17 protein-coding genes and 6 pseudogenes are annotated in these 25,392 nt (G+C 42.6%); 18 read left to right on the top strand and 5 right to left on the bottom strand.

Annotated elements, in window-relative coordinates; translation table 11 throughout:
• Positions 1-130 precede the first annotated feature (130 nt).
• The 9 genes and pseudogenes from ACOBWA_RS09980 (at position 131) to ACOBWA_RS10020 (ending at position 11,410) form a co-directional block, all read left to right on the top strand.
• Positions 131-1,621, top strand: a complete 1,491-nt coding sequence (locus ACOBWA_RS09980; RefSeq protein ID WP_420229256.1) for a dihydrolipoyl dehydrogenase — start codon at positions 131-133, stop codon at positions 1,619-1,621.
• Between the two features lie 149 nt (positions 1,622-1,770).
• Positions 1,771-2,965: pseudogene (locus ACOBWA_RS09985) on the top strand (mechanosensitive ion channel family protein).
• Positions 2,966-3,115: 150 nt separating this feature from the next.
• A pseudogene (gene rlmKL / locus ACOBWA_RS09990) lies at positions 3,116-5,421 on the top strand (bifunctional 23S rRNA (guanine(2069)-N(7))-methyltransferase RlmK/23S rRNA (guanine(2445)-N(2))-methyltransferase RlmL).
• A 279-nt stretch (positions 5,422-5,700) separates the two neighbouring features.
• Complete coding sequence (locus ACOBWA_RS09995; RefSeq protein WP_057760825.1) at positions 5,701-6,276, top strand: TerD family protein; 576 nt, start codon at positions 5,701-5,703, stop codon at positions 6,274-6,276.
• Between the two features lie 227 nt (positions 6,277-6,503).
• Positions 6,504-7,572: pseudogene (locus ACOBWA_RS10000) on the top strand (DUF475 domain-containing protein).
• A gap of 246 nt (positions 7,573-7,818) precedes the next feature.
• A complete protein-coding gene (locus ACOBWA_RS10005; protein ID WP_420229257.1) occupies positions 7,819-8,739 on the top strand; it encodes a glutaminase in 921 nt (306 codons plus the stop codon).
• Positions 8,740-9,194: 455 nt separating this feature from the next.
• Positions 9,195-9,769 (top strand): annotated as a pseudogene (locus tag ACOBWA_RS10010) (TerD family protein).
• Between the two features lie 203 nt (positions 9,770-9,972).
• Positions 9,973-10,725: a TIGR00266 family protein gene (locus ACOBWA_RS10015; protein ID WP_420229258.1), complete on the top strand. Its 753-nt coding sequence runs from the start codon at positions 9,973-9,975 to the stop codon at positions 10,723-10,725.
• 76 nt (positions 10,726-10,801) lie between these two features.
• Positions 10,802-11,410, top strand: coding sequence for a TerD family protein (locus ACOBWA_RS10020; RefSeq protein WP_057760836.1), 609 nt, complete (start codon positions 10,802-10,804; stop codon positions 11,408-11,410).
• A 291-nt stretch (positions 11,411-11,701) separates the two neighbouring features.
• On the opposite strand, the pseudogene ACOBWA_RS10025 reads toward ACOBWA_RS10020, so the two are convergent.
• Positions 11,702-12,992 (bottom strand): annotated as a pseudogene (locus ACOBWA_RS10025) (TerD family protein).
• Between the two features lie 287 nt (positions 12,993-13,279).
• Here ACOBWA_RS10025 and ACOBWA_RS10030 point away from each other — a divergent pair.
• Entirely contained in the window at positions 13,280-14,419 is a 1,140-nt protein-coding gene (locus ACOBWA_RS10030; protein ID WP_420229259.1) for an ATP-grasp domain-containing protein, read from the top strand.
• A gap of 128 nt (positions 14,420-14,547) precedes the next feature.
• Here the strand turns inward: ACOBWA_RS10030 and ACOBWA_RS10035 are convergent, their stop codons facing one another.
• Together ACOBWA_RS10035 and ACOBWA_RS10040 are read right to left on the bottom strand one after the other, a co-directional pair.
• The gene (locus ACOBWA_RS10035) at positions 14,548-15,288 is read right to left on the bottom strand and encodes an MHYT domain-containing protein (protein ID WP_420229260.1); all 741 of its coding nucleotides are present in this window, start codon (positions 15,286-15,288) and stop codon (positions 14,548-14,550) included.
• Between the two features lie 122 nt (positions 15,289-15,410).
• The gene (locus tag ACOBWA_RS10040; RefSeq protein ID WP_420229261.1) at positions 15,411-16,118 is read right to left on the bottom strand and encodes a hypothetical protein; all 708 of its coding nucleotides are present in this window, start codon (positions 16,116-16,118) and stop codon (positions 15,411-15,413) included.
• A gap of 721 nt (positions 16,119-16,839) precedes the next feature.
• On the opposite strand from ACOBWA_RS10040, the gene ACOBWA_RS10045 reads away from it, so the two are divergent.
• The 7 genes and pseudogenes from ACOBWA_RS10045 (at position 16,840) to ACOBWA_RS10075 (ending at position 22,687) form a co-directional block, all read left to right on the top strand.
• Entirely contained in the window at positions 16,840-17,172 is a 333-nt protein-coding gene (locus tag ACOBWA_RS10045) for a hypothetical protein (RefSeq protein ID WP_420229262.1), read from the top strand.
• On the top strand, positions 17,132-18,067 hold the full coding sequence (locus ACOBWA_RS10050; RefSeq protein WP_420229263.1) for a S1 family peptidase: 936 nt from the start codon (positions 17,132-17,134) through the stop codon (positions 18,065-18,067). Before ACOBWA_RS10045 ends, ACOBWA_RS10050 begins: the two co-directional genes overlap by 41 nt.
• A gap of 42 nt (positions 18,068-18,109) precedes the next feature.
• Positions 18,110-19,180, top strand: a complete 1,071-nt coding sequence (locus ACOBWA_RS10055; protein ID WP_420229264.1) for a phosphoribosyltransferase domain-containing protein — start codon at positions 18,110-18,112, stop codon at positions 19,178-19,180.
• 17 nt (positions 19,181-19,197) lie between these two features.
• Positions 19,198-19,425 carry a TRSP domain-containing protein gene (locus ACOBWA_RS10060; RefSeq protein WP_420229265.1) on the top strand — a complete coding sequence of 76 codons (228 nt, stop codon included), beginning with the start codon at positions 19,198-19,200 and terminating at the stop codon, positions 19,423-19,425.
• Positions 19,426-19,467: 42 nt separating this feature from the next.
• Positions 19,468-20,297, top strand: a pseudogene (locus ACOBWA_RS10065) (HAD hydrolase family protein).
• 78 nt (positions 20,298-20,375) lie between these two features.
• Positions 20,376-21,557 (top strand): cysteine protease StiP domain-containing protein, encoded by a 1,182-nt coding sequence (locus ACOBWA_RS10070; protein ID WP_420229266.1) that lies wholly within the window; start codon positions 20,376-20,378, stop codon positions 21,555-21,557.
• A 65-nt stretch (positions 21,558-21,622) separates the two neighbouring features.
• Positions 21,623-22,687 (top strand): HpcH/HpaI aldolase/citrate lyase family protein, encoded by a 1,065-nt coding sequence (locus tag ACOBWA_RS10075; protein ID WP_420229267.1) that lies wholly within the window; start codon positions 21,623-21,625, stop codon positions 22,685-22,687.
• A gap of 153 nt (positions 22,688-22,840) precedes the next feature.
• Here ACOBWA_RS10075 and ACOBWA_RS10080 read toward each other — a convergent pair whose 3' ends face one another.
• Positions 22,841-23,653 carry an alpha/beta fold hydrolase gene (locus tag ACOBWA_RS10080; protein ID WP_290177614.1) on the bottom strand — a complete coding sequence of 271 codons (813 nt, stop codon included), beginning with the start codon at positions 23,651-23,653 and terminating at the stop codon, positions 22,841-22,843.
• Positions 23,654-24,098: 445 nt separating this feature from the next.
• On the opposite strand from ACOBWA_RS10080, the gene ACOBWA_RS10085 reads away from it, so the two are divergent.
• Positions 24,099-24,788, top strand: a complete 690-nt coding sequence (locus tag ACOBWA_RS10085) for an enoyl-CoA hydratase/isomerase family protein (RefSeq protein WP_420229268.1) — start codon at positions 24,099-24,101, stop codon at positions 24,786-24,788.
• A 128-nt stretch (positions 24,789-24,916) separates the two neighbouring features.
• Here ACOBWA_RS10085 and ACOBWA_RS10090 read toward each other — a convergent pair whose 3' ends face one another.
• Positions 24,917-25,357 (bottom strand): PACE efflux transporter, encoded by a 441-nt coding sequence (locus tag ACOBWA_RS10090; RefSeq protein WP_420230761.1) that lies wholly within the window; start codon positions 25,355-25,357, stop codon positions 24,917-24,919.
• Positions 25,358-25,392 lie beyond the last annotated feature (35 nt).

Raw genomic sequence — 25,392 nt, forward strand, 5'->3', positions numbered from 1 at the left:
TGTAAGTCAGTATTATTGACGTTATAGTTAAATAAGTACTTATAATAAGAACGATAAAAACCGAATAAAAAATATAAGCCAAGAATTCAGTCTATTACTGAATATAACCTTGCCCCTATTAGAAAATAATATGAATAAACAATCTGACACGACCACCGACGATACGCCGAAAGAAGTCACGCGCAAAGTATCTGTCGCTATTATTGGCGCGGGTACCGCAGGTCAAAACGCTTTTCGCCAAGCAAGTAAAATCAAAGATGACGTTGTCATTATTAATGAAGGATTTTGGACCACGACCTGTATTGCGGTCGGCTGTATGCCTAGTAAGCTGTTAATTGCAGCGGCGGATCGCGCACATGATGCCAACCATTCTGCTGAATTTGGTATCCATGCGACCGCGCAAATTGATGGCAAACGAGTCATGGAGCGTGTGCGTGACGAACGCAGTCATTTTGCTAGCTATATTAAAAAACAAGTAGACAGCTGGCCTGATCATAAGAAAATCGACGGTCGTGCTCGTATTAATGAGCAAGGACTAATCGAGGTCAATAATGAGCTGATTGCTGCTGAGCAAATTATTGTCGCCACAGGTAGCTCGCCGTTTATTCCTGATGGATGGGCTGATAAGCTTGGTGATACCATGCTAACGTCTGATAGTGTCTTTGAACTTGAAGACTTACCAAAGACTATGGCTGTCGTCGGTGCTGGTGCCATCGGCCTAGAGCTTGCGCAAGCATTTACACGTTTAGGTGTAGAAGTCACGCTGCTAAACCGTGCCCAACAAGTGGCTGGTCTAAAAGACGATGATATCAATAATAAAGCGATCGATTGCTTAAGTCATGAACTAACCATGCATCTAGGCAGCGAAATTACCGATGTAGGTACAACAGCAGATGACGGTAATAAAAGTGCATTTATCGAGTATGAAGATAGTGCTGGTGAGTCTCAGCAATGGCAAGGTGAGTACGTATTAGTTGCTACTGGTCGTCGCAACAATATTAAGCAGCTAGGTGTTGAAAACTTAGGTGTCGAGCTAGACGATAAGAACCGTCCAAAAGATTTAAGTAAAAAAACAGGCCAAATTGGCGACTTAAACGTTTATATCGTTGGTGATGCCAATGCTAATATTCCGTTACTGCATGTGGCCAGCGATGAAGGCTATAGTGCGGGCAGCATGGTCTGCGAAAATACAGAAGCGGCCTATATTCGCCCACCTGCGACTCCGTTTTCTATCGTATTTTGCTCACCGCAAATCGTTAATGTTGGTATGTCTTTACCAGAGATTCAAAAAGATTCAGAACTCGAATTCGTTATCGGTAGTGTGAGCTTTGATAATCAAGGACGTAGCCGTGTGATGGGTGTCAATTGCGGGCTGCTACATATCTATGGCTGTAAAAAGACAGATAGAATTTTAGGCGCCAGTATGGTCGGTCCTGATGCTGAATATATCGGTCATATACTTGCTACAGCGATTACCAATGATTTGAGTATCAAGGCTATGCTCGATACCCCTTTTTATCACCCAACGATACTAGAGGGGCTACGTACAGCGCTACGTGACGTGCAGTATAAAATGGAAATACCTTTTCAATCTCAAGATGCTCAAGAAAACAATTTTTAATCTACTAATTGGTTAGTTCCTCAAGTCAGTAATAATTTCAAACTGGCACTAATGAGTTTGAAGCCTTGCCCCTATTTGATTGCTTTGTCAACTTGATGTAATTTATAAATAGATATTCGTTTATAAATTTTTGTACAAACATACCCTGCATGGACGAAAAAATGCCAATCGCTAGTGTTACCGACTTTTTAAAGAGATCATTCGCGACTTACATACTAGCCTATATCTTGCTCTCGGCGGTTCTATAGATGAAGAGTCACTTAATTGGTCCTCTCAAGCAGTAGAACTGGCGAGCACTGGCATCAAAATCCTAATACTGCTTGCGGTATTGGGATTTTTTATTGGTTGGCCAATTATATCCTTAAGCAAAGCCGTGCCAAAATTCGATTAAATGAGCGCCGCACCAAGATTGTCCGTTCAGTTTTGCGCTATGTCTGGATTGTCGCCAGTCTGATAGCGATTATGAGTCAGATAAACTTTGAGCCAGAAACCATCAAAGCCACCGCAAAGGCAAGCACTTGGGCCGGTATCTATTATGTACTTTGGGCATCATCAGGACAAATCATTCACAGAGTCCTACAGCACTATGGGCTCAATGCTTCCATAGAGCAGCTACTCAAAAATATTTTATCTGTACTCCTATTGGTACTCGGGCTTGCCAGCGTCATGGCTCAATTTGGCTTTGACATCGTATCGTTAGTGGCGGGTTTGGGTATTGTTGGTTTGGCGGTTGGCTTCGCCGCTCAATCGACACTTGCTAATTTTATCGCTGGTATCACCATTCTGCTTGAGCAGTCCTTTCAAGTCGGTGATTGGATTCATATTAATGACAATGAAGGGCGCGTGGTACTTATCGCGTTGCGCACCACACATATCCTTACTCGAGACAATATCACTGTCATTATCCCAAACTCTAACGTTGCCTCATCAGAAGTCATCAACCTGACTTCCAAGAACTTTATACGTTTTGATATTCGCGTACGTATCGCGTTCGAAGATGATATTGAGACAGCTCGCAAGGAAATTTTGCAAGTGCTCAGCAATACCGATGCGGTGCTTAATCGTCCTGAGACCTCAGCGACTGTGGCAGAAATTGGCGAGTACGGGGTGTTTTTTATCGTACGCTTTTGGGTCAAACCAGCAGCCGTTGCCCGCATACCCAAAATCAAAGAAGTGCTGCAAGAAGAAATTAAAATTGCATTTGATGCTGCCAACATTTCTACGCCCTATCCGCATATGCGATTGCTGATGCCAAAAGATGTTGACTACCCTATCGCGACTAAACCCTTTGCAACCACTACTCAAATCGTCCCAGAGGAATTACCACTGACGAAGGGTGAGTAGAGAATTTGTTTTCCCGTATTTGACTATCACATCTTAAAATCTTAAACACGGCTACTTTGAACCATCCTACCGTGAATTATGGTAAAATTGCCGGTTACACCGATTATCTTATTATTTGCTTTTTTGTCAATTTAGCCCACAGGTACCCGTATGACCGAACAAACCGCGCCCGCATCTCTAACAGCAGCTTCACCAGAGTTGTCGCTTGATCTTATTATTACCTGTGCCGATGGGCTTGAGGCACCACTGCAGACTGAGCTAACCAGCTTTGGCATTGACAGCGAAATCAAAAGTACCGGCCGTCTAGCCGTAACTGGTGGCTTGCGTGAGCTATATACTATTTGCCTATGGTCACGCGTGGCCTCGCGGGTATTGATGCTGATTAAACGTAAAAACATCAATGCAGAATATGACGTTGCGGAGCAGCTATATGGCTTGGCAAAATCGGTCAATTGGACTGAGCAGTTTAGCCTAGAGCAAACCTTTGCTATCCGTCTGTCTGTCGATAAGCGTGTCGCCGTCAGTCAGCAATTTGCCATGCTACGTATCAAAGATGCGATTGCCGATACATTTAACGAAGTTTACGACAGCCGTCCTAACGTCGATAGTAAAAACCCAGACTTCTCGGTTTTTGCCACTATCAATGATAAGCAAGCAGAGCTGTATCTAGATTTATCAGGTACCAGTTTGCATCGCCGTGGTTACCGTGTGGCTATGACAGAAGCACCATTAAAAGAAAACTTAGCAGCTGCCCTACTTTATAGTGCTGGTTGGCACAAGAAAAACGAAGCTGGCGATGCACCTTTCTATAATGCGTTAATTGACCCAATGTGTGGCTCTGGAACGTTCCTTATCGAAGCGCTATTGATGCATTGCGACTATGCCGTGGGTATCGACAAAGCTGCCAATCAATTTGGTTTTTATCAGTGGCAGCATCATGACGAGACGTTATGGCAAGAAATGATCGATGATGCTCAAACACGTTTCCGTGAAGCATTAGAGATTGCCAATGAGCAGCCTGATACATTGCCGCTTATGCTGGGCTTTGATGCTGATAGTGGTGCGATTCTTGCTACAGAGAAAAACCTTATTGCCGCAGGTTTACAAGACCTTTTACCGTTACTCGATATCGAACATCGTGCGCTTGACCAACTCAGCAACGTGCTCAAGCCATTAGTCAATGATGGTCGATTGAGCAATCCTTTGGTCATTACCAACCCACCGTATGGTGAGCGTTTGGGTGATGAAGAAATGATTAAGCCGTTGTATCAAGCAATTGGGCTGATATTGCAAGACAGCTTTGCCGGTAGTGGCATTGACCCGATGCTTGGCATATTGGCCTCTCATGTTGAACAAGTAGATATTCTACCAATTAAAGAACCAAAAACGTTACGCTGTCATAATGGTGCTATCACCGTCTATTTCCGCTACGGAACGCTTATCGCTGGACAAACGGGCAACCTTGTCAGTCGTTTTGAGAAACGCGAGATCGAAGTAGAAGATGGTCAAGACTTCATTAACCGTCTGCAAAAAACCTTGCTAAGCTTAAGAAACTGGCCAAAAAAGACAATGTAAGCAATATTCGTGTCTACGATGCTGATTTACCTGATTTCAAAGTCGCGATCGACTTATACGGTGATTATGCGCATGTGCAAGAATATGCACCGCCAAAGACCATCCCACCTGAGACTGCAAAAAAACGCTTTAACTTGGCATTAATGGGTATCCGTGAAGTCTTTGATATTAACCGTGAACAGATCTTTATCAAAACGCGTGCCCGTCAGTCTGGCAACGATCAGTACAGCAAACAAAACACCACAGAAAAACGTGGTAAGTTTCACGTTGCGCGCGAAGATGGTGCCTACCTATATGTCAACTTTACAGATTACTTAGATACTGGCCTATTTATCGATCACCGCAATATGCGTGCTCGTATCAAGGACAATAGCCGCGGTAAAGCCGTACTTAACCTGTTCGCTTATACTTGTACTGCAAGTGTGCATGCAGCGCTTGCTGGTGCGAAAAAAGTCACTAGCGTTGATTTGTCACAGAACTATCTAGATTGGGGCAAACAAAACTTTGTTTTGAACGGTTTGGACGTTAGCCGCAATAAGTACCAATTCGTTGCTGCTGATATTTTTGAATGGATTAAAGACAATACCGAACAGTTCGATGTCATCTTTATTGATCCACCGACCTTCTCAAACTCTAAGAAATTCCAAGGTACTTTTGATGTGCAACGTGACCATGCTGCATTGATTAATCGTGCCATGAACCGCCTCACCTCTGATGGCGTCTTGTACTTTTCTAACAACTTTACGCGTTTTGAGTTAGATGAGCAGTTGACTCAGCGTTATGAGATCATTGATATCACGCAAAAAACCATTGGCTTTGATTTCAACATCAAAAAACCGATTCATCAAAGCTTTGAGATTCGTCATCGTCAAAGTCTATAACTCGAAGTTTTAGATTTACAGTTTAGAATCTAAAGTCCGTAAACAGGTTTTTGATAAATAAAACTATAGATTTATAGTGGCAGCATAAGTACCTGAAACTTCTGTTTTTTGCCGAATGTATATGAAATATAACAATGGCCCAATCCGCTTTGATTGGGTCATTTTTTGTTGCTATGATAGAGCGTTACTAGGCGATGGGTTTGCGCAGTTATTGCGTAAGCATCGCCTTTTTTCGATGACCTTATAAAACCACTAACATCTAATAAAAAGGATAACACCATGGCTTTATCACTTAATAAAGGCGGTAATTTATCGCTAACGAAAACTGACCCAAATTTAACCAAGCTACTTATTGGTCTTGGCTGGGATGAGCGCGCCACTTCTGGTGCTGAGTTCGACCTTGATGCTAGCGTGTTTTTGCTAAATGGCGCGGGTAAAGTACGCGGCGATCATGACTTTATCTTTTACAATCAGCTGAAGTCTGACAATGGCGCTGTCGAGCATACTGGTGACAACCGTACTGGCGAAGGCGACGGTGATGATGAGGTTATCAAAGTCAACCTCACTCAAGTACCTGCAGACGTAGATAAAGTAGTCGTGACAGTGACTATCCATGACGCTGCTGCTCGCAGTCAGAACTTTGGTCAGGTCGCAAACGCCTTTATCCGTGTCGTCAATGAAGAAACAGGCACTGAAGTGGTACGTTTTGATTTAGCAGAAGACTATTCTGTTGAAACAGCAATGGTATTTGGCGAAGTATATCGTCACAACGGCGAATGGAAATTCCGTGCTGTTGGTCAAGGCTACTCGGGCGGTTTGCAAGCGATGTGTCAGCAATACGGTGTTGATATCTAAAACCATTATTTACTGGTATTTAGTCTGTTATTAGTCACTGTCATCACATCCAAAATAGCAAACCGCCATCGTTGCAAATAGTCACAATTTTTAATGGCCAAATGACTAGTAATGCTTTACGTTTCGTTTAAAATTATGCATAAAAAGTGGTTAGTAATAACCGCTTTTTTGCGGTTCATGCCTATACTAGGTAGACCTTAGCTTTACGCAACCATACAGGATGTGTCATGAGACATTTTTATTTAGACTTTATCTTTACCGCAATTGCTTTGGCAATAGCAGCATGGTGGGGATATTCACATGGCGGTATGGGTGGCATGATAGCCACTCTTTCTATTACCGCTATTTTGGCCGTCATGGAGATTTCATTATCTTTTGATAATGCGGTGGTCAATGCTTCAGTCCTTAAGGGCTGGGACGAATTTTGGAAAAAGATATTTTTAACCGTTGGTATCCTAATCGCAGTATTCGGTATGCGATTGGTCTTCCCTATTGTCATCGTCGCGGTTACTGCTGACCTTGGTATGATGGAAGTTATCAACTTGGCTTTATATAGCCCTGAAGAATACTCGGCAAGACTAATGGCACACCATGCGGAAATCTCAGCATTTGGTGGTATCTTCTTACTATTGGTATTCTTGAACTTTATTTTTGATGACAAAGAAGTACATTGGTTTGACTGGCTTGAGAGCCGTTTAGCCAAGCTAGGTAAAGTCGATGCTATGAGCGTATTTGTAGCGCTTATCGTCTTGATGATCGCGGTATCATGGGCCAATGCAGAGCAGTCAAGCGCTGTCCTAATCGCAGGTGTTTGGGGTATCTTGGTTTATCTGGGCGTACAGGTTGTATCGGGTATGCTTGAGGGCGATCTGGAAGAAGACCTAGAAAACGAAGAAAATGGTTCGGGCGCTGCGGCGACCAGGTGCCATTATGAAAGGTGGTATCATTGGTTTCTTATACTTAGAAGTCCTAGATGCCTCATTCAGTTTCGATGGTGTGATTGGCGCATTTGCAATTACTAATGACGTGATTGTTATCATGTTAGGTCTTGCGATTGGTGCGATGTTCGTGCGTTCTATGACTATCTTCTTGGTAGACAAAGGCACGCTTGACGAGTTCATCTATCTTGAGCATGGCGCACATTATGCCATCGGCGCATTGGCACTGATTATGCTATTGTCAGTGAAGTTCCATGTGCCAGAGATTATCACTGGTTTGATTGGTATTGCCTTTATTGGTTGGGCGCTGCTAGCGTCACTTCAGCATCGTAAAGCTGAGAAAGCAAGCTTAAACTAAGGCATGTTCTCAGTGTAATCTGTATTTAGTTATACATCTAAGCAGGTCATATCATCAGGTATGGCCTGCTTTTTTCACACTATTTTTGCCTTACTGTTAAGTCATATTGAAGCCCCAAGATATCGGAATAACCCATAATTGAGACAATCAATGGTTAAAGTTACGTTTGCCCTGTTACTATCACCCTATCTTCGGTTAAAATCTTCGTCCTTAAATAACTTGTCGAAAAAAGACCCTATAAACGATATGCAAAAAATTCTTGATGATATTGCCGCAGAGATGGCAAGAGAAACTGACCGCGGCAAAGTAGCAGATTATATCCCGCAATTGGCTCATGTCGACCCGAACCAGTTCGGTATAGCTGTAGCTACTCCTGATGGGCATATGTATGCAGCAGGTGATGCAAGCACTCTGTTTTCCATCCAAAGTATCTCTAAGGTATTTACCTTAACCATTGGTCTTGGCAAGCTAGGCGATACACTTTGGACACATGTCGGGCGTGAACCATCTGGCGATCCCTTTAATTCAATTGTGATGCTCGAGCACGAGTCTGGCCGACCGCGCAATCCTTTTATCAATGCTGGTGCCATTGCCGTGGTGGATGCTATTATGATGGGACATGAGCCAAAAGAGACACTAGGTGAAATCCTGCAGTTTGTTCACCTCATTGCAGATGATGAGTCAATTCGCTTTGATCATAAAGTAGCGGCTTCTGAGATGGCGCACAAGGACCGGAATGCCTCTCTGGCGCACTTTATGAAATCCTTTGGTCGTTTAAAACACGATGTGGATAATGTATTGGGTACGTATTTTCATCAGTGCTCAATTGCAATGAACTGTCAACAGCTGGCCAGTGCCGGTCTTTATTTAGTGTCTAACGGAGTTGATAAGCACTCAGGAGTAAGTGTAATCAATGAAAAACGAGCACGCCGTATTAACTCATTGATGATGATGTGTGGTCATTATGATGGTTCTGGCGAATTTGCTTACCGTGTGGGCTTACCAGGCAAAAGTGGTGTTGGTGGCGGTATTTTGACGATAGCACCTGGTAAAGGTTCTATCGCTGTCTGGTCACCAGGGCTTGATCATGTAGGTAACTCTAAGCTTGGACTAAAAGCACTAGAGCGCTTCGTACAAAAAACTGGCTGGTCGGTTTTTGCAGAATAAGAGATACATGTATATTTATCTAAATAGGTTTTTATATAATGCCATGCTCTCATACTAGCTGCGAAGCATACCTAAGCCATGAGTTGGTTTATTCTAAGCCCATATAGTCAGTCGGTATTTTTCGAAGCGATTGTTTTATCTAAGCTACCTTTATGCTAAATCCCTTTTGTATGAAACATTACTTTTCATAACAATATCTTAACGACTATTGCTAAGTTGATTAGAAATTATCAAAGATACAGAAGTATTATGTCCCTTAGTAAGCATATAGTAAGCGCACAAAATACGCCTTGCTTAGTAGGCGAACGCTTAGTATAGTAAAACGTAATGATATACGGTATATAGCATACAACTAAGTTATTTCGCTGCTCTAGCTGGTATATCAGTCACTGCACAACTTTTAATTTCTTTTTCATTATTCAATCCACTTAACTATTAATCCAAAGGATATTTGTATGGCTATTAGCTTAACAAAAGGCGGCAACGTAAACTTATCAAAAGAAGCGCCAGGTTTAACTAACATTACAGTCGGTCTAGGCTGGGACCCACGTGCCACTGACGGCCAAGAGTTTGATTTAGATGCAATCGGTTTTTGATCAACGAAGCAGGAAAAGTTCGTAACGACCAAGACTTTATCTTTTTCAATAACTTAAAATCAGACAACGGCGCCGTTGAGCACACTGGTGATAACCGTACTGGCGAAGGTGATGGCGATGATGAGAAAATCAAAATCAACCTTGCTAGCATCCCAGCTGACGTCAATAAAGTAGCTATCTGTGCAATCATCTACGAAGGTCAGGCACGTAACCAAAACTTCGGTCAAGTTGGTGATGCTTACATCCGCGTTGTAAACGACAATGGTGAGTCTGAAATCGCTCGTTATGACCTATCAGAAGACGGCAGCACTGAAACAGCAATGATCTTTGGCGAATTATATCGTCACAGTGGCGACTGGAAATTCCGTGCTGTAGGTCAAGGTTTCAGCGGTGGCCTTGGACCACTAGCAGCCTCTTATGGCGTAAATGTTTAGCGTTAAAATTAACGTAAACGTTTAGCAAGCCAATTATCATAATCAGACGTTTGGTTATGATCTAATAAGCCATCAAGTGTGCCCCTTTAACGCATTTGATGGCTTTGATTTTAATTGGCTTATGATTAAAGTTTATAGAGAAAAAAGCAAAGGCACACATTAAGAGCATTTAACAAAGATATTAGAATAAGGATTTGCAAGCCATGGCCGCAACATTCAGTTTAATCGGTACTATTGAACCTTTTTTGCATTGCAATCTTAAAAAAGGCGATTCAATTTATTGTGAAGCCAATGCGATGGTAATGATGGAGTCCAATCTTGAGCTGAAAGGTAAGCTACAAGGTGGCCTGATGCAGTCACTGATGCGCCGCTTTGCAAACGATGAATCGTTATTCCAACAGCAGATTGAAGCGGTTAATGGTGAGGGCGACTGTTTGCTTGCGCCCACGCTCGATGGTGATATGCAAATCATAGAAGTTGGCAAGCAGCAGTATACATTGAGTGATGGTGCGTTTGTCGCGGCTCAAACTGGCGTCGATATCAGAGCCAATATTCAGCGCAATTTAGGCGGTGCAGTGTTTGGTGATACAGGCGGCTTTATGGTGATGCAGACCCAAGGTCAAGGCCAAGTCGTGGTATCTGGTTTTGGTTCGTTGTTTGAGATTGATGTCACACCAGACAAAGACGTCATTATTGACAACGGTCATGTGGTCTGCTGGAATTCGAACCTTGAATACAAGTTATCAGTTTCGACCAGTAAGAAAAAAGGCATCATGAGCAATATCATCAACTCTGTTACTAGTGGCGAAGGTATGGTTCTGAACTTCTCAGGAAGTGGCAAAGTCATTATTTGCTCGCGCAATCGTGACAGTTATCAAGGTTGGATACAAAGCGTCCTAGGTAGTAGCTCAGGCGGACGTGGCGGCGGCGGTGGCTTCTTAGACAATATCTTATAGCACCTTTCGCAATTTATAACATTCTTTAGCGTTATTTTTAAACGGTTTTACTCACAATTATTATAAGGATACTCACATGGCAGTTAGTCTTCAAAAAGGTCAAAAAATCTCCCTAAGCAAAGAAGCTGGTGGCGAGCTTACTCAAGTTAAACTAGGTCTAGGCTGGGATGTCGCGCAAGGGCCACAGGATAAAAAAGGTGGCTTCTTAGGAAAATTATTCGGCGGCGGTTCTGGTGGCGACTCTATCGATTTAGATGCTTCATGCATCATGTTCGACGCTAACAAGCAAGCAGTCGATGCCATTTGGTTCAGTCAGCTAAAATCGAAAGACGGCAGTATCGTGCATACTGGTGATAACCGTACTGGCGACGGTGATGGTGATGATGAAGTCATCAATGTCGATCTCTCAAGAGTACCTGCCAATGTGGTTTCATTGGTATTCACGGTTAATAGCTTTACTGGTCAAACGTTTGAGACAGTAGAAAATGCGTTTTGCCGTATTGTTAATGCCAATAACAATAGCGAAGTAGCACGTTATAACTTGTCTGCCCAAGGTGGACACACAGCAATGGTAATGGCAAAAGTTTATCGTCACAACAATGAATGGAAAATGCATGCGATTGGCGAGACAGCTTCTGGCCGTACTTTCCACGACTTAATGCCTGCTATCACACCGCATGCGTAATTGACTGAAGACTTAACTGGATTATTACCAATCTAGGGCGTGTCTTCAATTCACCCGATAGTCATCTAAATGGGCTAAAAATGGCTAAATCTTGCCAAACAGCGTCAAATAGCTGGTTAATATCCCGATATTATCTGCGCTATTTTTCTTGTTTGACGGCAATTTATCTCATTTTTATCACCATTTTTGAAATGAAGACACGCCCTAGTTAAATAGTTTATTTCAAAGAGAGCGGCCCATCTATCAATAGCTGGGCCGCTCTTTTATATTTATTACTTATAATTAAGAATACTATTTACGTCCACGCTTCCAACTAAAGCCCCAGTTAAACGCTTTGTCCATTTCTTGGTGACCTTTGAAGTATTGGTTGATACGCTCAACATTGATACTACCCTGTTGATTGACCAAACGGGCAATGGCACACATTGGTAGATTGCCTGCACCTTCGGTCAAACGTGTCTCAATCGGTGATTGCTCTGGCACATGAATAGTCACAACCCCATCGGTTTTTCCCAGTTGGGTGCGCCTTCATAGATAAATGCAAAGATAAATACCTCTTCAATCTGTGACCATTGCTGACCATTAATATCTAGCCATTCACCGCCACTTACCTGCCCCGTTCTATCATCCGCACGTAGGCAAACATAAGGCGCTGATTGTAAACTACCAAAACGATTACCTAACGCTTGAATAAGGGTTTTTTCACCATTTTTTAGATGAATCATAGCGCCGACATCTAAATCGATACCGCTTGATTGATGCTGCTTAAACAGATCTCCCAGTATGCCTTTTTAGGTGTTGATTTATTACTTTGGGGGCATTGGTTCCAATCTAAATTGACCGAAATTTTACCAAAGTCATCACGTTTTTTAAGATTAATGCTAGATTGGTTTTTGGTTAAGGTTATTTTACTTAAGTTAATTGAAGGGTTAGCAGGAATCGGTGGCGGATTGTTAGCTTGAGACGTGTTGCCTGCTTTTTGCGTATTGATTGGTCGCTGCGTGTTGATTGGTCGCTGCGTGTTGATAGGTTGAGGTTGGCTTTGTGCAGGGTTATGATTTTGGGCAGGCGCTTCATCAGCGATTTCCACACCAAAATGCTCAGATAAAGGCTTTAGCCCTCCCTCAAATCCTTGGGCAATAAAACGAAATTTCCAGCTTCCTTGTCTGCGATAGCATTCAGCCAATATAATGGCTTTTTCATTACGTCCAGCGCTACTCAGTTGACAGGTCATTAGCACTTGATTGCCTTGCAGAACTTGAATGTCCACATCGCCAACTTGTGACAGTGTTTGCGCACTAGAAAACGCTAGGGCAATTTTCTCAATAGTTGCAGGCTGTGCAGACAAATTGATATCAAAAAATCCATCACTGTCATGACCACGGAAGCTAACGCTACCATCATCGCTACGTGTCTGACCATAAAATATCATGTCACCATCACCGCGCACTTTGCCGTCAGTAGTCAGACGATAAGCAGCACAATCGATAGCATTTTGGCTTAAAATACGAATGCTAATATTGTCAGTCGGTAGTGGCGCATTGGCACCTGCAATTAGTTTTTGAGGTTGGTTTTGACTCATCATACGTCCTTTAGATTATTTATTATGCTGTTGTCATTGTCATGCTGACTATCATCATATAGTAGCATGGATACTATGAATTTTTGAACCAGACAATCACGATATAAGCGATAAAGTCATCCTTACAAATCCCTATGACTATTTTATTAGAGGCGTTTATAACGCATATCATTTGTATATAATACGTCCTATTAAACCGTATACCTTTGCTAATATTACTACTAGATTTGCAGTAGCAATATTGACTTGCCCATTCCCCGATACCTAATGATAACGCTGAGAGAATTATGAATAATCTTGCTGACAATAGTAACCCTTCAATGCCAGTAGCGGCGTGGTTAGCTGAAGGCCAATCTAGCCAGCGTGATATGTTGGAGAGCTTACAAAGTCTAAAGAGCAAATCAAACCGCCCTTTTCAAGTTATTGCCTCACACCGTCATGATAGACCTGAGATTTTCGAATTCGCCGATATGGTTTATCGTGAGCCATCTGACTCGATCGTAGATACTGATATCCAAATGACTGATGAAACTGCTATACCACGCTGGCAGTTCGTATTGGAGCAAGCTCAAAAGCATAACGTAAAAGTACTGCTGACTGGGCGCAATGGTGTTGATTATGAAGCGCATCGTGAGAAATTTGACGCTGCGGGTATTCGTTTATTAACAGGCGCAACTAGCGTAGCGGCACTAGAATCAATCGATGACAAGTTTGCTTTTATGCAGCATTGTCACACTCATAATATCCCAGTGGCGGACGCATGGCGTTTTGATAATACGGCGGAGCTTGAGGCTTTACTCACCGAGCATGGTGACCAACCTCTATGTGTCAAACCTGTTGTCGGTATTTTTGCCCAAGGGTTTTGGCGACTAGACACGGGTAAAGCAGATAGTACTACGTACGATAGCTTTGAGCACTTATACTTCACTGAAGAGAAAAAAATAAATACAGCCCAATTTGTAAATGCCTATACTAACAGTCAAATGGTACATGAGCGCCCTATTCCCATGCTGCTTATGCCTTATTTATCAGGGCAAGAATACTCTATCGATGTGGTCTGTGAATATGGTGAAGTCCTAGCTGCTGTTACTCGTCATAAAACAGGGAAAATACAACACGTTGGTTATGAGCAGTCTGTCATGGATGTCGTAATCCCACTGATTAGGGCTTTTGGCTGTGATGGCATCGTCAGTGTACAAACCAAAGCTGATGATAGCGGTCAGCACCGTGTTCTTGAGATCAATAGTCGTCCATCAGGTGGTATTGGTTATACATCTCATAGTGGGATTGATTTGACGCAAGTCGGATTTTCTTATTGGTTGGGGTTATCAGAGAGACCTAACTTAGAGACCAATATTCAGCATATTGAACCATGCCAAGTACGCTCTATTATGATGAGTGTGAAAATTGAAAAGGGTGATGAATAAATAGTCTGCTAAGCATGCACGTGGTTAGTAAATGATTTGAACAGACACAAAAAAGGTTTTTAGATTAATATCTAAAAACCTTTTTATTATCTTCATTCTTGAAAAGTATTAAAAATTAACGTTTAAAATTACTCGCCAAATGCTAGTGTCGCTTGCTTAGGTGCATTTTTAGAAGCTATGACCCATAGTAAGCTAAGTACGATTGCTGAACCGATGAAGATCATAATTGATGAAGAGATGGCACCTGCATGCGTATAATCCATAGACATCGAGTGATTAGTCATCGTCATTTCCATCGCGGCTATACCAGTGTAATGCATACCACAAACTGCAAGACCCATGATGAAGGCACTACCAAAACGCTGTAATGTACCACGTAGATTGAATGCCAACCATAGTGCAGCGATAGCGGCCGCAATAGCAATTACAATCGATAAGATAAGCAGCGGTATATTGTACGACATGGTAGCGTCCATCTGCATAGAGGCCATACCGGTATAATGCATGGCTGCAACACCCAGTCCAGTAAGTACGCCGCCACCGATTAGCTTAGCAACGCTTGGCTCACCGCGACCTACGATGACAATACCGACTGCAACGAAACAAATCGCGAGTAACATTGAGACAATTGTTAACCCTAAGTCATAAGTCACAGGCATCTTCATATCTACTGCCATCATACCGATATAATGCATAGACCAAATCGCACCACCGATAGCAATCGATGATAGCGCTACCCAAAAATACAAATCCGTTCCTGGCTTAGCAGAAGGTACTCGAATGGCAAGGTTTAAGCCAACATAAGAACCAAATACTGCAATGGCGTATGAGACCAACACCAAAAGTAAGTTATATTCAACTTCCATCATTTTTTTGCCTTTTATCTATCATAAGAATTGAGTCAAATAACGTTACTTTTATTGCAACACGGTGCGTCATTCGCTCGTTAATTTTTTTGCATATACATAAAATTATCTACACACAGTATTTCTTACCCAATGGTAAATTCACAAATATTGGTACTACCGGCGCCGCAGTTAGTCTCTTCAACCTGAACCACATCTATAGCGGGGTTGCTTGCCAAAAAGCCTTCTATATAACCCACAATAAAATGGCATCCCGAGTGAGTATGATCTGACGACTTACAGAACGGACATTTGATTAAATAGATCACATTGTTTTTTGCTTTAACTTTAGACAGACCTTTCAGTGCTGGCACAAGCTCACGAGTGATCGTAGTAGGCATCTTCAGTGGACTGCCAAGTGAATAATCACGCTGGTAAATACCGCCGCCAACCTTACGACCCAACTCTTGCAATGCCGTCACACGTCGCTCAATAGGCAAACTATCTTCATACTGACTGACAATATCTGCTATTTTAGGGTAATAAGCACCAATGGCTGATAAGACGCTTTTCTCATCCAATGTCTTTTTTGCAGGGGCAGCTGACGATCCGCCCTCTTCATCTATTTCTAGATTAAAAAGCGTACAACCTTCAATTGAAGACAAGTCATCGATTAGATCTTCCTGCGTTTTAGAGCCCAGGCTTCTTGCGATCACATGAATGATATTACCACCATTCTCTGAAGGTTCTTGCTTTTGGGAGACTAGCTGATAACCTGCTTTGATAAGCGGCGAAATAACATTGACCAGACGAATACGTTCAGAAGACGTTTCTAATGCACAAGAGAATTTCACAGAGCACTCCTTTTCTTAAAATACTGCTACGCTTTCTTATATCAAGCTATCTAGATAAACTAATGTGAATAACGTTTCAAAGGTCCACTAACTGACTTTCTCACAATATAAAAAATATTCAGACATCAACCACACAATAGTTTTTGTATATCTTTTATATTATAAGAAATGAACTATATTCAGTAGATGAAACTTCGATTCTTATAGTTATTAAGCATATAAGCGCTCTAACTACTAGAAATTCGTTAATCGAGAAATAGTAATAAGCTTGAAAATAAGATTAAAATTAATAGGTTTAAATCAAATACTATTTTCAAATTTTACACATAACACTTAGTCACAGTAGAGTTACTAAATAGCAATAGATTTTGATTGTATTATCACCGGAATCTTATTTTGTAGCAATACACTATATGGCTTTGTCCGATAAGTGGCTACATTAACCGACAAATGGCTAGACTATAAAACCTCATCATTATTTTCTAAAAGGAATTAATTATTAAAAGGGATTTTGAAACTATTTAAACCTATATATCTTGATATATCTATTATGCAATTAATCTTAATTGTTTATTAAAACATCCATTAGCGTTTTTTCTTTTTGGAATGGTAGGTTTAAAACAAAATCAAAACCCTTTATATAGTCAGACTTTAGTCTCAAAGATAAAATCATTAAACAATAAAAATAATTATAATCGCGCAAATAAACTAAGGAAATGTGATGTTGAAGCAAGTCGAATTAGTGCTAGGAGCCAATACGGTTATCGAAAATACAAAGTGTTCGATCGCATTTTCTACTACTAAATCATTGGGATTTGGACAGCAGCTTGGGCTATTGTGGTTGCCATTAGATGCCTATCGTAAAGCGGTTTGTAGTCCTGCTTATTTACATGAGTCTAAAGACTGGGCTCAGCTCGATAGCAAGGATAATCCAAGCGCATGGCAGTTAGATTTACCCCAGTTATTTGATACACTTGGCGTTAGTTTCTTACAACTGATTGCTTATGTTTATCATGAGCCAAGCTCTAAACTTGCCAGCGGTAGAGTTAAATGACGTAAGCCTCACGCTCAACGATGGGGATATTCACTATAACTTCACAACAAACGAGCGGCATGTCAAAGCAGCGATTATATTAGAAATATATCAGCGTAATGGACAGTTTAAATGTCGGGCGCTTGGTGAGGCATCAACGCAAGGCTTAGCGAACCTTGAACATCATGTACAGGTTAGTTTGGATGTTCGTCCACCTAGCACACATACACTTATTCAAGAAGCGCAACAGCAGCAGCGTACTCAACCAAATAACGAAGCTCGCCCTCCTCGTCAATTACAAGCAGGCGAGACTTGGACAGGAACAGCGTTTGCTATTGATCCCTATCATCTGCTGACCTGCTATCATGTGATTGAATCAGCAGCGATGGTTGGCGTACGTCAGCAAGGTCAGCCTGATCGCGAGGCACAAGTCGTACTCAGCGATATCGGAAGCGACTCAGCTATTATTAGAGTTAGTGATCCTTTGCCTAGCTACCTTCCATTGGCGCAGCAGTGTGTTGATATATTGGGTGAGACCATTACCACACTGGGGTTTCCGTTGTCAGGACTGAGTAGCCAACTGCAAGTCACTCAAGGCTGTATATCAGGATTGACAGGTTTAAATAACGATATCCGTCATATGCAATTCACCGCACCCATTCAGCCTGGATCTAGTGGTAGTCCTTTATTATTGCCGACTGGAGAGGTGGTCGGTATGGTCACATCAAGTCTGGTTCATGAACATGCACAAAACATGAACTATGCGGTGAAATTTCAGTTATTATCTGCCCTACTGGCGAGCGCTGGCATCAGTTTGGAGAACACATCTGATTTGACCAGTGCTACGCCTCTTACAACACCTCAGCTAAGCAAGCAAAGTCGCAGTGCCTTATGGCTGGTTGGCTGTCAGGGTTAAAAATCTATGACGATATATAAATAAAAGCGCCAAGGAATATGAATGTTAAATGAGCAACACAGTACGACCATCACCCTACCCCGTGGTACGCTAGATCTAACTTATCAAATCAACTCAGCCACCAATAAATCAGCCACTAATAAAAATGGTGCAGAACAACGCGACCATTATCAATTAGAAGATTTGCTAGGATTTGCACAGCGTATTAATCCAAAGCGTGCGTTTTTGTTTGTCTCAAAAGTGCTAGGTCGTCATATTCCCGTTGCGCCAAGCATCATGCGAGAGGCGTTTACTGACTTGGCTGATTTAGTGCCTAGTGGCTTGGCTGAGCCAGTGCTAGTCATTGGTATGGCAGAGACCGCTGTTGGTCTATCTGCTGGTGTCCATCAAGCGTTACAAGCGCGCTATCCTCAAGCCCTGCTATTGAACTCTACGCGTCATGCACAGCACGATGAGAGTAGTGATGCAAATGGTACTGACTCCTTGCTGACGACGTTTTGCGAAGATCACAGTCATGCCAGCCAGCATTTGATTTATCAGAGCAAAGATAGCGTTACTCAAGCGCAGCTACTGGCCAGTAAAACATTAATTATGGTCGATGATGAAGCCTCAACGGGCAATACCTGCGTTAATGTCGTCACGGCCCTACGTGAAGCAGGATTGAACCAGTTAGAGCAAGTGCATCTGACAACATTGGTCGACTGGTCATTAGATCAAGAAACATCTAATCCACAGTCAGATGCTAAGCCTGCACGTATGGCCGATCGTCTCGCTGGTATTGAGTTTCATCGCCATCATTTACTGTCTGGTGCCTGGCAATGGACAGATGCACCCAATCCTGAACCCATTACAATGCCATCGGTTGATACTACTGCCGCTGGTAGTCAGGCACTCGGTGATACTGATAATTGGGGCAGATTTCCAACGCTAGACAGTACAAAGGGTTTTGCTAACTACCTTTCGAGTTTTCAAGCTGCATTTACCCGTTTCAATGATCAAGAAAACTTTGATGTTACTCAGCTACCAAAAAGAATCCTAGTATTGGGTAGCAATGAGTTTGTTTGGTTGCCATTTTTATTGGCTGAATGGCTTGAAACAGAGTCTAAAAACTGAGCGAAGATACAGCGTCCATGGTTAATTTTAGCGCATTAACCCGCTCACCGATTGCGCTTGGTGGAGCAATTACCACGATGCTGAGCTTTAGTGACAATTATGGGCTTGGTATGACCAATTTTGCTTATAACGTTGAGCCTAGTGATTGGGATTTGATTGTGTTGTGTATAGAAACATCAGCTGAAAGTGTGGATGCTATGTGGCGAGATTTGGATAACGTGCTGGTGGTGAGCCCTAGTCATTAAACTGCTCTCTAACTTTCAAACCTATTATTTACGGACGACGCCATGACTACCTCATTTTTTAAAGCCAACCCAGACATTATTAAGCCTTATGCCTTGATGGATTTGGACGATACGCTATTCCAAACCCAGCGTAAAATTGACGCATGGGATTTACCCACCACTGAACCTGAATCTCTAGTTTGTGCAACAGTCAATAAACAAGACGAGCCTTTGAGCTTTATGAGTCAGCGCCAAGCAACCTTTTTAATTGGTTGCTTGCTAGTACTGAATTAATTGTAGTGACGGCAAGGGATCGTAGTGAAATAAAACGTGTGAAGCTGCCATTTGATAGCTGGCAAGTATTGACCCATGGAGCAATTATTTTAATGTCTGACGGAGCGCTGCTGAGCAGTTGGCAGCAGCATATGTATAGTAAGCTTGCGCCATTGCAAGTTAAGCTTACTAAGTTAAGCCAGTTATTTGCCAATCATAGTCAAAGCGAGCAAAGTCATTTAGTATTTACACCGCATATCGATAGCTTTAACAATGGTTCCGTTGATGAAGAGCTAACCATTTATCTGGCTATCAAACATGCGCAAAAAGATCATCAAGCGCTCGTAGATTTAGCTGAAAAACTGCCCACTCTGATACGTGATTTTGATCAAGATTTCTATGTACATGTGAATGCCAATAACCTAGCGATATTGCCCCATGTCGTTCATAAGCGTCATGCGGTACAGTTTTTATTAGAGCATCATTTAGACCATCAGCGTCCCAGTTTTGGTTTTGGTGATAGCTTAGCTGACCTGCCTTTCTTACAGTTATTGGACTGGTACGGTATGCCCAATCATGGCCAATTGCATGAGCAATACCCGTCTAAATCGTCAGTCTAAATCGTCAGTCTAAGCCATCAGTTTAAACTGCAGCCACGCAAATCCACTGTTATCATCAAGAGTGCTATTATTCATACTATGACTTTACCTAATATACAGACAAAAAGAGCTGCTCTGCAAAACTATGGCTCAGGCAGCTATCTTGCAAGCGATGTCACTGTCCTACTCGATATGGTAGATAAGGACGCGGTTGTCGATGTGCCCGTCAGTCAAAAAGAAGCGCTTATCCAAAGCGGACAGCGCCATTACTCTGACATGCTGACTTTAGAGCAAGCACCTACTGCCATGCATGAGCAGCTATACATACAGGCATTAGAGCAAGGGTCAACAAGGACAGCCACTGATATCGCTCATTTATCACATACGTTGCATCAGGTGTTCGAGCAGGACGTGAGTGATGAGCACCCACTGGTTTTGGTCAGTTTGGTGCGAGCTGGTCTACCGATTGGTGTGTTATTGCAGCGTGCGCTGTCGGATACAGACAATAGCTATCACTTGCCAAGTGTACATTATGGCATCAGTATCATTCGGGATCGTGGTCTTGATCCAGTGGCCCTGCAAATGCTACTGGATGCTTATCCAAACAGTCCAATCGTATTCGTCGATGGCTGGACAGGTAAAGGTGCCATCTATCAAGAGTTGGTTCGTAGTCTAGAGACGTTTAGTGATTCCACCCATGTTAATTTTGCCAACATTTTTCATCAAGGCGCTGACGTCATTCCGTTACTGACCCTTGCTGATCCGGCTGGCGTTGCTTGGCTCGCGGCTAGTGAAGAAGACTGGTTGATCCCGTCTGGTTTGTTAAACAGCACCGTATCGGGATTAATTTCACGCAGCTTGTATACAGAGCCATCATCAGGCCTGCATCGCAGTGTCTTTTATGATGGTTTAATTGAGGTAGATCACAGCTTGGCATTTATCGAGCATATAGATGCAACGAGACGATCATTGGCTACTACTCCAGCGCGTCTACCGACTTACAAGCAGCCACGCTACCAGACTGCGGCGTTGATAGAGACGTTGGCCGCAGACTATAAGATTATCAATCGCAACCGTATTAAGCCGACTATTGCCGAGGCAACACGTGCCATATTACGCCGTGATCCAGAGCGCATATTGCTCGCCACTGCTGAGCACCCTGATACCGTACTGCTACGCCACTTATGTGCGCAACGAAATATCACTATCAGTGTATTAGGTGATAAAATACTGCCTTATCAAGCCATCACGCTTATCAAGCAGCGCTCCCAAGACACTTAATACATTTACCAGTATTAAATACTTTCTTTTTCGTTCTCTTATACTCTCTACTTATGATGCCAATTATGTCAGATATGCTAAAAACCGAGTCAGACCTTTACAATGATACCCAATCTTATGCGCATCTGATCACTGAGCGTCATGCGATGGTCAAACCGCACACGCACCATCCATATCAGCTCGGCGCTAGCTTGTACATGCCTGCGACTCGCCAAGATATTTGGCAAGTCATCAAGCGAGATAAACTACCGACGATCAATAGTATTATTATCTGTCTAGAGGATGCGGTCAGTCAGCAGGATGTAGAGTTGGCGCTTGAGCGTTTGCGAACCCTCCTGAATACTTGGGCTGAGCATGTGAATAGCATCAATGCGCCATCTAAATCAGCGAAAATTCATGCTCAGTATCCAACTCGTCCACTGGTCTTTATACGTCCACGTAGCCCGATGATGCTACAGCAACTGGCTGACTATACCCATATCGATCTTATCGATGGTTTTGTCATGCCAAAAGTTGATATGTATAGCCTATCTAACTGGCGAATGGCTTGTCAGAACCTAAAAGTAGATCAACTACTTATGCCGACGCTTGAAACCGCAGCGCTGTTTAATCCGCATCACAATCAGGAGCTTGCCATCGCTTTTAAAGAAGCGTTTAGCCAGCCAGTTTTTGCATTGCGTATCGGCGGTAATGACTTGTTCGCAGCATTACGCTTACGCCGCCCAAAAAACAGTATTGTCTATGACTCGCCTATCGGTACGTTGGCTTATCAAATGCTTGGCTGTTTTGTGCCGCATGGTTTTTATCTTACCGCGCCAGTATTTGAGTATTTAGATCAGCCGACACTGTTTATGCAAGAGCTGAACCGAGATGTCAGCTTAGGAATGGTGGGCAAAACTGTCATTCATCCAAGCCAAATCGCCCTAGTACAGCAAGCTTACTGTGTACCACTGAGTACATTGGATGAAGCACAAGCGATCCTTCACACTGAGGCCAAAGCAGTATTTAAGTACAATAATACGATGCTAGAGCCTGCGACGCACCGTGCTTGGGCGACTGAAATTGTCAATCGTGCAGAAGCCTTTGGAACCATTGATGATGGACATAGCCAGTACAGCTCACGAATGTAACTGTTATCGCTGATATAGCTAGCTGTCTGCTACTTAACAACTTACACCATACAAAAAGCCGCTATCAAATACAGGTAGCGGCTTTTTTATATAGATATTTGCTTAGGTTTTCCTATAGATATGAGGCTTTAAAGCTCTCGAAAAGTAGCTACACTAAGCACAACTTTCCAAAAACTGACGAAGTACTTGGTTCACTTGATCAGGCTCTTCTACTGTCGATGTATGACCAGCACCTTTGATAATAGCAAGCTTGGACCCAGCGATAGCAAAATGCATGCGTTCAGATTTGGCATAAGGCGTGGCGGCATCTTCATCCCCAACCACAATCAGTGTCGGCGTTGTAATCTCACCCAACTGCTCATAAGTACCTGTACGCTCAATCACGCCCATTGTTGCTTTGACCACGCCGCCCTTGCGATTGCTTTGTAGCATCGTTAACCACTGCTTACGATCAGATTTGCGCAGCTTATCTGCCAAGAACGTACTGCCAAACATGATTGGCATCACTTTATTACTCACACGCTTCATACCTAGCCAGCGAATCGCTTTGACCAGCTTGCGATACTGAGGTATATTTTTTGGATCTTCAGGGTCAGCAGAGGTTTCTAACAGCGTTAACGACAATAGTAACTCAGGACGTTTGAGCGCGATACGTTGAGCCACGAACCCACCCATAGATAACCCAACAAAGTGACATTTATCAATACCAAGCGCTGCAAGCAAGCCAAGCGTATCGTCAGTCAGCGTCTCCATATCATAGCCAGATTTGGTAACCTGCGACTGACCTTGTCCGCGAAAATCAAAAGCAATACAGCGATAGTCTGTTTGAAAATGCTCCACTTGCTTGTCATACATCTGTGAGCTCCACAGTAGACCGTGAGCAAATACGATAACAGGCTTTTGTGTGTCGTTCGGTGCACTGTCTTCGTAATAAATATCAGCGTTATTTACAGTGATAGTTGGCATAACCACATCCTTGTTTGATCAATGAAAAGTTCGAGCGTACCCTTGTGTCTTTTACGACTCTTTTACACTCAACCTAACATATTAGCATAATCCATTAACCCCTTAGGTCATAGCCTTTTTACGAGCCAGTCGTTTTGTCCCATTAGCTAGCATCAGCTTTTAAGATAAAATAGTAAAGTTTACCAGTATATAGATGTGTCTTAAGCGCCCACAAAACACGCTTTTATAATCATAGCAAGCTGCTATAGTAATCAGCATTGAACCATTTTTACCTTTATCTCAAAGTATTGTCGTTGATACAACATATTAAAACCGTCATTTAAAATAAGGAAATCTCAAATGTCACAGTCTCTCGTCGATTATCAAGTTGCAGAGCACATTGCTACCATTACCTTTAACGATCCAAAAGCTTAAATGCCTTTGGCACACCCTTAAAAATCAAGTCTTGATAGCGCTAGATAAAGCGGCTGTAGATGATCAAGTACGGGTGATTATTTTACAAGGGGCTGGTGGTAACTTCTCAAGCGGCGGCGATATTAAAGAGATGTTGTCTGAAGGATTAGATAAGGATATTGTTTCAAAAAAATTAAGAGGTATGGTAGAAGGTGCAGGCGAAGTCAGCTTAAAGTTACGTCATATCCATAAGCCGATTATTGCTAAATTAGAAGGTGCCGTAGCTGGTGCTGGCATGAACTTGGCGCTTACTTGTGACTTCCGAATTGCCGCAGACAATGCAAAGTTTGTACAAGCGTTCGTTAATATTGGCCTAGTGCCAGATGCAGGTGGCATTTACTTATTAAACCAATTGGTTGGTGCAGCAAAAGCCACTGAGCTTGTGATGCTAGGTGATAAACTAAAAGCCGAAGACATGGCGCGCTTAAACCTAGTAAACAACGTGGTAAGTATTGACGAGCTAGAAGCCACCGTACAAGCATTGGCGCTACGATTGAGCCAGCTGCCAGGCAAAGCGTTGGCCGCTATGAAAGAGAGCTTCAATGTACACGCCTTCGCTGGTTTGAGCGCGGCGTTAGATACGGAAGTAGAGCAACAGACAGTAATGGCAAAAACCGATGACTTTATCGAAGGGGTTAGCGCCTTTATCGAAAAACGTAAGCCTGTATATCAAGGTAAATAGCAATTTAAATAACGAGACAATAAGCTGTTCGATTTGAACGCTGAACTTGTTTTGACTAGATGGTCTGTAGTGATGCTATCAAAAAAGGGCTGCCAATATGGTAGCCCTTTTTTTGTTAATGCCTTTAATTAAGAAGCGGACGCGGGTTTAGAATGATGAGGTAAAGTAAATATCTTGTCAAAAATCAGAGTAAACGTAAACGTATAAACTAAGAAAAATAGCAGTAGCGCTACTTCCATCATAAAGGCTTTTACTAGACCAACATCGTACCAAATCATATATAGTGGCAAGCAGATCAACACCAGCCCACCTTCAAAACCAAAAGCATGAACACTGCGTATCCATAACGTGCGACGTACAATACGTCTGCGGCGTTCCCACGCTTCAAAAGCGGTATTATATATAAAGTTCCAAACGACGGCTGCTACCGACATCATTACGGCGATTGGTAAGGATTCTGATGCGTCACTGTGACTGAGTTTCATCAATATGAGTGTAGACAAGATAATCGCGATAATTTCGAAAGCGGTCACATAAATTAAGCGACGTTTAAGCGGTGATAAGGTCATCAACCAAGACTCCAAAGCACCTGTATTTAAACAGC

This window comes from Psychrobacter sp. ER1 (assembly GCF_048631835.1).
In the GTDB taxonomy this organism is placed as follows: Bacteria; Pseudomonadota; Gammaproteobacteria; order Pseudomonadales; family Moraxellaceae; genus Psychrobacter.

What these genes read in the sequence shown, in the direction of transcription:
- ACOBWA_RS10045 (WP_420229262.1), top strand. Translation starts at nt 16,840, where the DNA reads ATGTTGAAGCAAGTCGAATTAGTGCTAGGAGCCAATACGGTTATCGAA.
- ACOBWA_RS10080 (WP_290177614.1), bottom strand. Translation starts at nt 23,653, where the DNA reads ATGCCAACTATCACTGTAAATAACGCTGATATTTATTACGAAGACAGT.
- ACOBWA_RS10050 (WP_420229263.1), top strand. Translation starts at nt 17,132, where the DNA reads ATGAGCCAAGCTCTAAACTTGCCAGCGGTAGAGTTAAATGACGTAAGC.
- ACOBWA_RS10035 (WP_420229260.1), bottom strand. Translation starts at nt 15,288, where the DNA reads ATGATGGAAGTTGAATATAACTTACTTTTGGTGTTGGTCTCATACGCC.
- ACOBWA_RS10060 (WP_420229265.1), top strand. Translation starts at nt 19,198, where the DNA reads ATGGTTAATTTTAGCGCATTAACCCGCTCACCGATTGCGCTTGGTGGA.
- ACOBWA_RS10030 (WP_420229259.1), top strand. Translation starts at nt 13,280, where the DNA reads ATGAATAATCTTGCTGACAATAGTAACCCTTCAATGCCAGTAGCGGCG.
- ACOBWA_RS10075 (WP_420229267.1), top strand. Translation starts at nt 21,623, where the DNA reads ATGTCAGATATGCTAAAAACCGAGTCAGACCTTTACAATGATACCCAA.
- ACOBWA_RS10005 (WP_420229257.1), top strand. Translation starts at nt 7,819, where the DNA reads ATGCAAAAAATTCTTGATGATATTGCCGCAGAGATGGCAAGAGAAACT.
- ACOBWA_RS10020 (WP_057760836.1), top strand. Translation starts at nt 10,802, where the DNA reads ATGGCAGTTAGTCTTCAAAAAGGTCAAAAAATCTCCCTAAGCAAAGAA.
- ACOBWA_RS10070 (WP_420229266.1), top strand. Translation starts at nt 20,376, where the DNA reads ATGACTTTACCTAATATACAGACAAAAAGAGCTGCTCTGCAAAACTAT.
- ACOBWA_RS09980 (WP_420229256.1), top strand. Translation starts at nt 131, where the DNA reads ATGAATAAACAATCTGACACGACCACCGACGATACGCCGAAAGAAGTC.
- ACOBWA_RS10055 (WP_420229264.1), top strand. Translation starts at nt 18,110, where the DNA reads ATGTTAAATGAGCAACACAGTACGACCATCACCCTACCCCGTGGTACG.
- ACOBWA_RS10015 (WP_420229258.1), top strand. Translation starts at nt 9,973, where the DNA reads ATGGCCGCAACATTCAGTTTAATCGGTACTATTGAACCTTTTTTGCAT.
- ACOBWA_RS09995 (WP_057760825.1), top strand. Translation starts at nt 5,701, where the DNA reads ATGGCTTTATCACTTAATAAAGGCGGTAATTTATCGCTAACGAAAACT.
- ACOBWA_RS10090 (WP_420230761.1), bottom strand. Translation starts at nt 25,357, where the DNA reads ATGACCTTATCACCGCTTAAACGTCGCTTAATTTATGTGACCGCTTTC.